Annotated in this window: 10 protein-coding genes and 1 pseudogene; all 11 read left to right on the forward strand. The window is 33.5% G+C overall.

Annotated elements, in window-relative coordinates:
• The first annotated feature begins 1 nt into the window (after nucleotide 1).
• Entirely contained in the window at nucleotides 2-367 is a 366-nt protein-coding gene (locus JJD95_RS11285; RefSeq protein WP_291643123.1) for an ornithine aminomutase subunit alpha, read from the forward strand.
• Nucleotides 367-2,580 (forward strand): D-ornithine 4,5-aminomutase subunit OraE, encoded by a 2,214-nt coding sequence (gene oraE / locus JJD95_RS11290; protein WP_291643124.1) that lies wholly within the window; start codon nucleotides 367-369, stop codon nucleotides 2,578-2,580. Before JJD95_RS11285 ends, oraE begins: the two co-directional genes overlap by 1 nt.
• A gap of 15 nt (nucleotides 2,581-2,595) precedes the next feature.
• Nucleotides 2,596-3,981: a GlmL-related ornithine degradation protein gene (locus tag JJD95_RS11295; RefSeq protein WP_291643125.1), complete on the forward strand. Its 1,386-nt coding sequence runs from the start codon at nucleotides 2,596-2,598 to the stop codon at nucleotides 3,979-3,981.
• Between the two features lie 18 nt (nucleotides 3,982-3,999).
• Nucleotides 4,000-5,073, forward strand: coding sequence for an ornithine racemase Orr (orr, locus tag JJD95_RS11300; RefSeq protein WP_291643126.1), 1,074 nt, complete (start codon nucleotides 4,000-4,002; stop codon nucleotides 5,071-5,073).
• A 21-nt stretch (nucleotides 5,074-5,094) separates the two neighbouring features.
• A complete protein-coding gene (gene ord, locus JJD95_RS11305) occupies nucleotides 5,095-6,141 on the forward strand; it encodes a 2,4-diaminopentanoate dehydrogenase (protein ID WP_291643127.1) in 1,047 nt (348 codons plus the stop codon).
• Between the two features lie 37 nt (nucleotides 6,142-6,178).
• Nucleotides 6,179-6,319, forward strand: a pseudogene (locus JJD95_RS11310) (substrate-binding domain-containing protein); the annotation flags it as partial.
• Nucleotides 6,320-6,374: 55 nt separating this feature from the next.
• A complete protein-coding gene (locus tag JJD95_RS11315; RefSeq protein WP_291643128.1) occupies nucleotides 6,375-6,947 on the forward strand; it encodes a rhomboid family intramembrane serine protease in 573 nt (190 codons plus the stop codon).
• A 481-nt stretch (nucleotides 6,948-7,428) separates the two neighbouring features.
• Nucleotides 7,429-8,220, forward strand: a complete 792-nt coding sequence (locus JJD95_RS11320; protein ID WP_291643129.1) for a transporter substrate-binding domain-containing protein — start codon at nucleotides 7,429-7,431, stop codon at nucleotides 8,218-8,220.
• A 101-nt stretch (nucleotides 8,221-8,321) separates the two neighbouring features.
• Nucleotides 8,322-9,002, forward strand: a complete 681-nt coding sequence (locus JJD95_RS11325) for an amino acid ABC transporter permease (RefSeq protein WP_291643130.1) — start codon at nucleotides 8,322-8,324, stop codon at nucleotides 9,000-9,002.
• A gap of 10 nt (nucleotides 9,003-9,012) precedes the next feature.
• Nucleotides 9,013-9,738 carry an amino acid ABC transporter ATP-binding protein gene (locus JJD95_RS11330; protein WP_291643132.1) on the forward strand — a complete coding sequence of 242 codons (726 nt, stop codon included), beginning with the start codon at nucleotides 9,013-9,015 and terminating at the stop codon, nucleotides 9,736-9,738.
• A gap of 188 nt (nucleotides 9,739-9,926) precedes the next feature.
• Nucleotides 9,927-11,288: an MATE family efflux transporter gene (locus tag JJD95_RS11335; RefSeq protein WP_291643131.1), complete on the forward strand. Its 1,362-nt coding sequence runs from the start codon at nucleotides 9,927-9,929 to the stop codon at nucleotides 11,286-11,288.
• The last annotated feature ends 260 nt before the right edge of the window (nucleotides 11,289-11,548 follow it).

Raw genomic sequence — 11,548 nt, forward strand, 5'->3', positions numbered from 1 at the left:
TATGAAAAGAAAAGATGATTTTGAAAAAAGAAGTGAGCATTTAAAGGAACTAACAGAGGAACAACTATATGATAGATTTTGGAGCTTAACTGAAAAAATCGTAAAACCAATTGTGGATTTAGCTTATACCCATACGTCTCCTGCTATTGAGAGGTCCGTAGCGCTTAGAATGGGATTTTCAAGTCTTCAGGCAAAACCATTAATTGATTATGGTACAAAATACAACTTACTAGGAAAAGGTATTGGAAATGTTATTTTAACTTATGCAAGGCTAAAGGACATGGATTACCTTAAAGCAGGTGAAGAATTAGCTAAAGGTATAGGTTGGGATAAGGTATCAGAAAAAATGAAGGGAAGTGACGAGTAATGGCTGAAAAGTTAGAAGAGAATGTAAAGCTTAATGTAGAAGAGATTCTAAAAGATTTAGATAAGTATGAACCGAAATGGAGAGGTTGGCACTGGAGAGAAGAAAATAAAGAAGGAAAAGTTGGAGAATTCACTTACCATGAAATATCAGCTCCACTAAAGAAAAGTCAGGCCCTTCCAGCAGCAAGAAGTTTTGAAGGTATAGACCCCCAACCGAGACCTGTTCTTACCGCTGAAATAGCTTCAGGAAGATTTGAAGATGATTTAAGAAGAATGAGAATGGCAGCCTGGCATGGTGCGGATCATTTAATGGTAATAAGGACTATGGGGCAAAGCCATTTTGATGGATTACTCGAAGGAAGCCCAGAGGGTATAGGCGGCGTACCAATAACTAGAAAAGAAGTTAGAGCAACAAGAAAAGCTATAGATTTAATAGAAGAAGAAGTAGGAAGAAGAATTAATTTCCATTCCTACGTGTCTGGTGTGGCTGGTCCTGATGTGGCAGTTATGTTCGCAGAGGAAGGCGTTAATGGAGCTCATCAAGATCCTCAATACAATGTACTCTATAGGAATATTAATATGTATAGATCCTTTGTAGATGCAGCAGTTGCGAAAGGTGTAATGGCCTTTGCAGAAATTCTTCAAATTGACGGTGCACATAATGCAAATGCAACAGCTATGAAGGGCTACAAGGTAATGCCGGAACTTATGGTACAACATGCTATAAATTCTTGTTTTTCGGAAATGGTAGGTATGAAACCAGAAAATATTGCCCTTTCAACTGTACCACCAAGTTCAGCACCAGCTCCTTGTATGAGATATGACTTGCCTTATGCGGTAGCGCTTAGACATTTCTTTAAAAAATATAGAATGAGAGCTCAAATGAATACAAAATATGTAGAATCTTGTGAAAGAGAAGCTACAGTTGGTCATACATTGAATTTATTAATCTCAGAATTAACTTCTGTTGATATTCAAAGCACTATAACTCCTGATGAAGGACGTAATGTTCCATGGCATTATAATACAATTCATGCTGTAAATACTGCAAAACAGTCATTGTTAGGTATGGATGGACTAATGGACATGATCGAACTTAAGAAGACCGGTTATTTACCTGAAAAAGCTAGGGAACTAGAAGAGAGAGCTATATTGTTCCTTGAGGAAATGATAGAGGTAGGAGGATATTTTAAAGCAGTTGATTCAGGATTCTTTATAGATTCGGGTGAGTATCCAGAAAGAAATGATGACGGTATTTCAAGAAAGATGGACGGCGGAGATGCTGTTGACACAATAGTTCAGAGAGACAGTGATTATTATGCACCAGTTTGTGGTCACTTTGGATATAATAATATTCCAAATGGATATAAAAAAGCTTGCGATCCTATTTCTGAATGTACATTATGTGACCATTCAAAAATCCAATATATAGATGAATTAGACCAGAATGATAATGTATTTAAGAGAATGGAAAAAGTTAAAGAAGATGGAAATGTGATCCCTGAAGTTCAATGGGCTAAAGATGGGTACGTAAAAATAACTTTATTTATTCCTGAGAACGAACAAATTGCTGAAGCAGCAGCTCTTGAAATAGGCACGCGAATGAACTTAAAAGATGTTGAAATTCTTCATAAACAAGTACTTCAAAAAGCTGAAGGTTGCCTTGTAGAAATTAAGGGTGTTTGCGATTTTACTCCTGTAAAAAGAGATGAACTTATACTCCCCAAAAGAAGAAAACCGCTTTCAAATAAAGTTATGAAAGATTACGTAAAGGAGCATCCAATAAAAATTGCGGCTGGAACAGTAGGTGAAGATGAGCATTCGGTAGGGCTAAGGGAAATTATAGATATTAAACATGGTGGTGTGGAAAGATTTGGTATAGATGCACTTTATCTTGGCACTTCATGTCCAATAGAAAAATTAGTGGATGCTGCTATAGAATCAAAAGCTCAAGCTATACTTTGTAGTACAATCATTTCTCATAATGATGTGCACATAAAGAATATGAGAAAACTTAGTGATCTTTGCATAGAAAAAGGGGTAAGAGATAAAATTATACTTATTTCTGGTGGTACACAAGTAACTGATGAAATAGCTAAAGCAAACGGTATGGATGTTGGATTTGGACGAGGATCAAATGGCACAGGGGTTGCATCCTTTATAATAAAAAGGTTAATGGGTATTCCTGATATTGAAGAAGAGGAAGAAACATAAAAGGAGGGGATCCTTGTGAAGGTAGATTATCTAGTTGCTGAAATAGGCAGCACTACTACTTTAGTTACAGCATTTAATGCGTGTTATGACGATAAGGGACAGATTGATGTTAAAATTCCTTTTCAAGGTAAAAGCTGTACTACTGTATTAGATGGTGATGTAACTATAGGACTGAGAGATGCAATAAAAGATATTGAAAATCAAATACAGGAATCAATTACATGGGAAAAGATGCTAGCTACATCAAGTGCTGCAGGAGGACTACGCATAACAGTTCACGGACTAATGGAACAAATGACTGTTAAAGCTGCAAGAGAAGCAGCGCTTGGTGCTGGTGGTATCATAAAAATGGTTACAGCTGGCAAGATGAGAAAAAGTGATTTAAAGAGAATCCATTATATAAATCCAAACATGATAATGATTGCTGGGGGTACAGATTATGGTGAAAGAGAAACTGCACTTTATAATGCAGAACTCATAAGCCTTGAAAAATTCAGCATTCCAATTGTATACTGTGGAAATATCGAAAATCAGGATGAAATTAAGGACATATTTGAAGGCCAGGAGATTTATGTAATTGATAACGTTTATCCAATGGTAGATACCTTAAATGTGGAACCAGCAAGGAGAATAATACAACAGGCTTTTGAAAAGAATATTGTAAAAGCTCCTGGGATGAATAAAATAAAAGAGATGGTAAATGGAAGCATAATGCCAACTCCAGGAGCAGTTATGGAAAGTTCAAAAGTTTTATACGAAATGATAGGAGACCTGGTGGTTTTTGATGTAGGTGGGGCTACCACAGATGTACATTCTGTTACAGAAGGAAGTAGTGTAGTCTTAGATATGCTAATAAACCCTGAACCAAAGGCTAAAAGGACTGTAGAAGGAGATCTTGGAGTATTTATAAATAGCAAGAATCTCATAGATTTACTTGACCCTAGGGATTTAGGTGGATATACTGTGGAAGATATAAGTCGACATATAAAAGCTATACCTATAGAAGAAGATGATATAATTGCAAGTAGACTTTTAACAAAAAAAGCTATAGATGTTGCAATAGATAGGCATGTGGGGTTTATAAAAAGAAAATATGATGGTGAAAGTGGGTTTGTGGCTTATGGTAAGGATTTATCTGAGGTTAAATATATAATAGGTACTGGTGGGGCACTTACAAGACTTCCTAAGGGAGAAGACTTACTCCTGGGAATAAGATACTTAAAGGATGAAGTGACAATGCTACCTAAAAAAGGTGCTAAAGTGCTCCTAGATGTAAACTATATTATGGCATGTGCCGGAGTATTAAGTAGAGAAAATAGTGAAGTTGCTAAAGCCCTTTTAATTAAAAGTTTGGGAATAACAATGGATATGAAAATTGATGAAGAGAGTAGTCCAATTTAGGAGAAGGAGTGTATCTATATGAAAAAGACTTATCCTTGTGTGGAAGTAGACTTAGTAAAGTTAACACACAACGCAAAGAAAGTATTAGCCATGTGTAATGAAAAGAACATAGATGTTACTATGGTAACTAAAGTATTTTGTGCAAATAAGCCCATTGTTGAGGCTATACTTAGCGCTGGAGTTAAATCTGTTGCGGATTCTAGAATTATGAATCTGAAAAAAATGAATGATTTAAATTGTACTAAGATGATGCTTAGAATTCCAATGATAAGTGAAGCAGAGGAGATTGTAAGGTATAGTGATGTAAGCTTAAATTCTGAGCTTGCTACAATTGTGAAGTTGGGACACGCTGCAAAGGATTCAAATAAAACTCACAATATTATACTAATGGTAGATTTAGGAGATTTAAGAGAGGGTGTACTAATCCAAGATTTAATTAAAACTGTAGAAAAAATAATAGAAATAGATAATGTTAAATTAATTGGACTGGGCACCAATCTTACTTGTTACGGTGGAGTAATTCCAGATAGAGAAAACTTAGGAAAACTTATAGAGTTAAAATTAGATGTAGAAAAAACCTTTGGACTTAATTTATCTGTAATTTCAGGAGGAAACTCTAGTAGTCTTTATATGGTTATGAATGATACTATGCCAAAAGAAATTAATCAGCTTAGAATTGGTGAGTCAATAGTTCTTGGGAGAGAAACTGCTTATGGGCTACATGTACCTAATTGCTATGAAGATGCTTTTATATTAAAGGGTGAGATAATTGAGATAAAGAGTAAACCCACATTACCAAGGGGTACTATAGGAATGGATGCTTTTGGTAATAAACCTGATTTTAAAGATGATGGAATAAGAAAAAGAGCTATTATTGCAGTAGGAAGACAAGATATAAGACTCGAAGGGTTAACTCCAATGGACAAGAATATAAGTATTTTTGGCGCAAGTAGTGATCATCTAATTATAGATGTAACTGATTGTGAAAAAGAGCTAACAGTGGGAGATATAGTGGACTTTAAAATAGATTATGGTTGTCTTTTAGCAGCTATGACCTCTCCTTATATTGAAAAGTATTATAATAATTTATAAAATTATGAGGAGGAAAATATTATGAAAAAAAAGATAAGAGTTGTAGTTTGGGGATTAGGCGTAATGGGAAGCGGTATTGCTAAAATGGTCCTTAGTAAAAAAGGATTTACTATTGTAGGTGCTATTGACATGGATCCGAGTAAAGTTTCTAAAAAGCTTTATGAAGTATTAGGTGTAGAAGCGAGCGGAGATAATTCTTGCATCGTTACAAAAAATGCTGAAGATGTTATAAAGAAAGGTTATGCAGATGTTTGTCTTATGGCTACAGCTTCATTTACAAAAGTTGTATTTCCATTAATAAAAATGGCTGTAGAAGCTGGCATGGATGTTGTAACAACGGCTGAAGAAATGTCATACCCAAGAGCACTAGATCCAGAATTATCAGATGAAATGGATAGAATTGCTAAAGAGAATAAGGTTTCAATATTAGGAACTGGAGTAAATCCAGGATTCATAATGGATTTAGTGGCTATAATGCTTACAGGAGTTAGTGATACAGTTGAAAGTATTAATGCTACGAGAGTTAATGATTTAGCTTGCTTTGGTAAAGCAGTTATGGTTGAGCAAGGTATTGGACTCAAAGAGGAAGAATTTAAACAAGGGGTTAAAGACAATACAATAGACGGACACGTTGGATTTTTACAATCATTTGGAATGTTTGAAGAAGCCTTTAATATAAAGCTTAATAATATTAGACAAGAAAAATCACCAATAATTACAACTATTCCACGTAGCACAGATATTGTTTCAGTAAAGGCTGGAGATGTTGCTGGATGTAAACAATTAGGATTTGCAGATTTAGGAGACAAATTGTTTATAACAATGGAACATCCTCAACAGATAAAACCTGAAATGGAGAATATAGATACAGGAGATTATATTACAATTAAAGGAGTTCCAAACTTGAACCTTCAAATAAAACCTGAAATACCAGGTGGAATTGCTACAGTAGCTATTTGCGTTAATATGATCCCACTTGTAATGAATGCAGAGCCAGGATTAAAAACTATGTTAGATTTACCAGTTCCAAGAGCTATTCTTGGGGATGTTAGAAATTTAATAAAGTGAAAAATACAATGATTGTGTATTTAGAGCAGTAGACCAAAACATGTATTTGCTTGGAGAAAATGCTGCAAAAATGCTTTTGGACTTGATTTCTAATGGTAATGAGAAAGCTCGCAGAGTTAAATTAAAAACGCAACTTATTATTAGAAGTAGTTGTTGCAACCCAAGGGATGGTTTGTAAACAATTGACTTATATTAAAAACTCTTTTATTATGAATTTAAATGGAGGACAAAAAATGCAGAATAAATTCAAAAAAATACAATATAATTCGCCGGTGATATTAACTTTTACTTTTTTATCTCTTGCTAGCTATTTGCTAGGTTACTTAACAAATGGTGCTTTAACTTCATTTTTATTTTCAAATTATAGAACCTCATTTTTAGACCCCCTGCAATATGTGAGGCTTTTTTCTTATGTATTAGGTCACGCTAATTGGGCTCACTTCTCAGGTAATTTTATAATAATTTTAATAATTGGACCTATGTTAGAAGAGAAATATGGTTCAAAAGTTTTAGTACAATTAATCCTAATAACAGCTTTTGTTACAGGAGTAATACATACAATTTTCTCGGGTAGTGCACTACTTGGCGCCAGTGGCATCGTTTACATGTTTATTATTTTAAGCTCCTTTACAAATGCTGAGAAAGGGAAGATTCCACTAACGTTAATAATTGTGTTTTTCGTATTTATAGGAAGAGAAATCTATGGAGGTGCTTTTGCTCAGGATAATATTTCTCAACTTGCCCATATTATTGGTGGACTTTTCGGAGCGTTATTTGCTTTTAAAATTAAAAATATTGAAAAGTGAAATGATAGGTAAAAGGATGGTGAATTGTTGAGAAGTTGACAATACAGTCCAACTATGGTAAACTAAGTTTAGTGATATGTGTGATAATAAAACAAATTATTACTGAAATTGCGATTTGGGTAAAATCAAATGTCCATAAATATACTATGTTTCTAGGTATAAAGTGGACGGATAATTAGGTGCACATAAACACTCTTACTCTATGTAATATAGGGCTGGAATGTTTTTTTCTTTATATAAAAGTTTAATGTACAATGTGTGAGCAACAAAGGATAATGGGTTTCCTTTATTAATCTAAATACACTAGGTAAGGAGAAGCAATTATGGAATCTATAATAAAAATTGTTATAAGGCATTCGGAAGTTGCTTTTAATCACAGAGTGAGTATACCTGGATAATTGATAAGGTAAATACATATACTAAAAAAATGTTTAAGCTAAGATATGCATGTAAAAAACAAATATAATTCAGGAGGTAAAATATGAATAAAAAAATTATTCTATCAGTAGGACTGGGACTTTTATTAGTTAGTATGTTAGTAGGGTGTAAGAAGGATACTAAAACAACTTATGATACTATTATGGAGAAAAAAGAGATGACGTACACAATGTCAGGACAGTATCCACCTTTTAATTTTATAGGTGAGGATGGAGAGGTAGCTGGGTTTGATATTGATATAGCCAGTGCAATTGCTGAAAAACTGGGGGTTAAGGCAGTCCCAATTACTACTGAATGGGAAGGAATCGTAGCTTCACTAATTGCTAAAAGATCTGATCTAATAATTGGAAGTATGGGTGTTACCGAGGAGCGTAAAAAGAAAGTTAACTTCACAGAGCCTTATTATAATGGTGGAGCACAATTTTTTGCTAAAAAAGGGACAACGCTAAATAGCATTGAAGATTTGAAAGATGGTAAAGTAGGCGTTGTAACAGGAACAACTTTCATTCAAGCATTAGAAAAAATGGATAATATATCTGATATTGTCCAATTCCAAGGTGATGTAGACAATTTTAAGAGTCTAGATCAAGGTAGGGCAGATGGACTTGTAACTGATTACTTTGTAGGACTAGCTGCACCTGAAAAATATGGAGTAGATATTGAACCTGTTGGTCCATTACTTTATGTTGAAGATAATGCTATAGCAATAAGAAAAGAAGATACAAAATTATTAGAAGTAGTAAACAAAGCTTTAAAAGATATTATAGCAGATGGCACATATGAGAAAATTAGTATGAAGTGGTTTGGTGTAAATCTTCAAGATGTAAATAAATAAGTAAGTATATGCTTATTAAATTCCACAAAAGCTATCAGTGAGCTGTGACATGTCACCCTCTGATAGCTTTGTGATATAGCATTAAAAATGGGAGGAATTTTATGACAGAATTAGTAGATAGTATAGTTACATTTTTTACAACTGTAATTAAGTACGCTCCTAAATTTATTCCTGGAGTCGTATGGACATTAGAGTTAGCTTTTTTTTCAATATTATTTGGTACAATTCTTGGCTTGATAGTAGCTATGTTAAAGTTAACTAATAAAAAATATATAACAGTTTTTATGGATTTATACGTTACTATTATTAGGGGAACGCCTCTTCTATTGCAACTTTATTTTATATTTTATGGGTTACCTGGTATGGGGATTATGATTGCGAGTTTTCCGTCAGCAATTATTGGATTAACCCTTCATAATGGTGCTTATATTAGTGAAATATTTAGAGGGGCTATCGAGTCTATTGATTTTGGACAAAGAGAAGCAGCAAGATCCCTTGGCATGAGTAGATTTCAAGCGATGAAACGTGTTATTTTGCCTCAAGCTTTTAAACGGTCTATACCTGCTTTAGGTAATCAGTTTATTATAGCTATTAAGGACTCTTCACTTGCTAGTGTAATAACAATTACAGAAATTATGTTACTTGCAAAACAATATGCATCAGTAACTTATGATGTTTTCCCTATTTTCTTTATTGCAGGTGTTTATTATCTTGCTATCATATTGGTAGTTACAAAACTGCTTAGAAGAATGGAATTAAAATTAAAAATAAGTGAGAGGTGATTGTATGAGCATGATAGAGGTGAAAAATTTACATAAAACTTTTGGAGATCTTGAAGTATTGAAAGGTATTGATTTAACAGTAAATGAGGGTGAGGTACTTTGTTTAATTGGAGGCAGCGGTTCAGGAAAAAGTACTTTACTTAGATGTATTAATTATTTAGATAAGAAAACAAAAGGCGAGATATGGATTGATGGAAAAATAGTTCACACAAGGGAAGGTAATATTAATTTTATCCGTCAAAAAGTTGGCATGGTTTTTCAACGGTTCAACTTATTTCCCCATATGACTGTAATTCAAAATGTTATGGAAGGACCAGTTACAATTAAAAAAATGTCAAAAGATAAAGCAAGAAAAATTGCATTGGAACTGATAACAAAAGTGGGTATTGAAGATAAAATAGATGAATATCCTGCAATGTTATCTGGTGGACAACAGCAAAGAGTGGCAATAGCCAGGGCTCTGGCTATGGACCCTAAGGTTATTCTGTTTGATGAACCTACGTCAGCTTTAGATCCAGAACTTGTTGGAGAAGTGCTAAAGGTTATGAAAGACCTAGCCAAAGATGGAATGACAATGATTGTGGTAACACATGAAATGGGATTTGCAAAAGAAGTAGCCGACCGTGTTATTTTTATTAATGAAGGTGTCATTGCAGAAGAAGGCCCCCCAGAACAAATCTTTGAGAATCCTCAAAATGAAAGATTGCAAAGTTTTCTGGCACAAATTTTGGTATAGAATGATTAAAAAAAAGAGTAGATTATATCCTGTTTATGGGGAATCTACTCTTTGTTTTGCCTTCATTTTAAATATTTATATAATTTCATAAATTAATTTTGGCTTTTTTTATCAGTTTAAGGATAACTGGAAATATAAACATATGATATACTAGAAAGATATAGTATAACTAAATGGAGGAAATTTTTATGAACGCAACAAATGAATTAGGAACAGCAGGTATAGGAAAATTACTTTTTAAGTTTTCGGTGCCTGCTATAACAGGAATGATTGTAAATGCACTATATAATATTGTTGATCGAATTTATATAGGACATATTAAAGATGTAGGGTCTTATGCGCTTTCAGGACTTGCTATCACCTTTCCAATTTCAGTTATTATAATGGCTTTTGGAATGCTTATTGGTATAGGCGCTAGTGCGGTGATATCCATAAGGCTAGGAGAAAAAAACACGGATACAGCAAATAACATTTTAGGGAATGCACTTATACTTATAACATTAATATCATTAGTGCTTAGCTTAATCGGAGTTATGTTTCTAGATGACTTTTTAATTTTATTCGGTGCAAGTAAAAATAGTATCCCCTATGCAAAAGCATATATACAAATTATACTTATGGGAGCTGTTTTTCAAAATATAGGCTTTGGTATTAACAATATAATTCGAGCTGAGGGTAATCCGAAAATGGCAATGCTTACAATGGTGTTTGGTGCAATTGTAAATATTATATTAGATCCCATACTAATATTCGGGTTTAATATGGGAATTCAAGGTGCGGCGATTGCGACTTTAATTTCTCAAGCTTTTAATACATTATGGGTTATAAAATATTTTACATTTAAAAATAGTGGAAGTATTCTTAAGATAAAAAAAGAAAATTTGAAACTCCGTCTATATATTATAAAAGACATTTTGGCAATTGGAATTTCACCTTTTTCCATGCAAATAGCATCAAGTGCTGTAGTTGTTTTATATAATAAGGGACTGTATGCTTATGGAGGGGATATAGCAATAGCTGCAATGGGAATACTAAATAGCATATCAATGCTTATTTTTATGCCGATTATTGGAATAAGTCAAGGTATTCAGCCTATAATAGGCTATAACTATGGGGCAAAATTGTATACTAGGGTTTTAAAGGTTTTAAAGCTTGCTATAGCTTTCGGCACTTTAATTGCTGTAATCGGGTTTTTAGGAGTACAGATATTTGCTAAACCTATTATAGGTTTGTTTGTAGGTAATAATCCTGATATAATAAATCTAGGTGCACGAGGAATCAGAATTGATTTAGTGTTTTTACCCATTTTAGGATTTCAGCTCTTGGGAGCAAGTTTTTTTCAGGCAATAAATGAGGCTAAAATTTCGATGATTTTAAGTATATTAAGACAAGTAATAGTGCTCATACCACTTATTCTTATACTTCCACTATTTTTTGGATTAGATGGAATATGGCTCTCACAACCTATTGCAGATTTGATTGCAACTTCGTTAACAGCATTATTTCTCTATATAAGTATTAAAAAGCTCAAATATAGTACTAGAATTTGACTATAAATCGGAAAATATTAAATAAAGTCTTGACATATAATGTTTTCAAGAATACAATATAAGAAAGTTAAATATTGAAATAAAGCAATGAACAAGAAAAGTAGATATTTTTGATGACTACAGAGAGTTAGGGATGCTGAGAGCCTAATGTTTTAAATCTTATTGAATGGTCTTGTGAGTGGGAACTGAAATTTTAGAGTAGGTTACACGGGTTTCTCCCGTTATAGAGATAGAGCTTTCACGGAAACTCATTAGCTCCT

It is taken from the genome of Clostridium sp., assembly GCF_016650035.1.
GTDB lineage: Bacteria > Bacillota > Clostridia > Clostridiales > Clostridiaceae > Clostridium_AD.

What these genes read in the sequence shown, in the direction of transcription:
- orr (WP_291643126.1), top strand. Translation starts at nt 4,000, where the DNA reads ATGAAAAAGACTTATCCTTGTGTGGAAGTAGACTTAGTAAAGTTAACA.
- ord (WP_291643127.1), top strand. Translation starts at nt 5,095, where the DNA reads ATGAAAAAAAAGATAAGAGTTGTAGTTTGGGGATTAGGCGTAATGGGA.
- JJD95_RS11330 (WP_291643132.1), top strand. Translation starts at nt 9,013, where the DNA reads ATGATAGAGGTGAAAAATTTACATAAAACTTTTGGAGATCTTGAAGTA.
- JJD95_RS11325 (WP_291643130.1), top strand. Translation starts at nt 8,322, where the DNA reads ATGACAGAATTAGTAGATAGTATAGTTACATTTTTTACAACTGTAATT.
- JJD95_RS11315 (WP_291643128.1), top strand. Translation starts at nt 6,375, where the DNA reads ATGCAGAATAAATTCAAAAAAATACAATATAATTCGCCGGTGATATTA.
- oraE (WP_291643124.1), top strand. Translation starts at nt 367, where the DNA reads ATGGCTGAAAAGTTAGAAGAGAATGTAAAGCTTAATGTAGAAGAGATT.
- JJD95_RS11320 (WP_291643129.1), top strand. Translation starts at nt 7,429, where the DNA reads ATGAATAAAAAAATTATTCTATCAGTAGGACTGGGACTTTTATTAGTT.
- JJD95_RS11285 (WP_291643123.1), top strand. Translation starts at nt 2, where the DNA reads ATGAAAAGAAAAGATGATTTTGAAAAAAGAAGTGAGCATTTAAAGGAA.
- JJD95_RS11335 (WP_291643131.1), top strand. Translation starts at nt 9,927, where the DNA reads ATGAACGCAACAAATGAATTAGGAACAGCAGGTATAGGAAAATTACTT.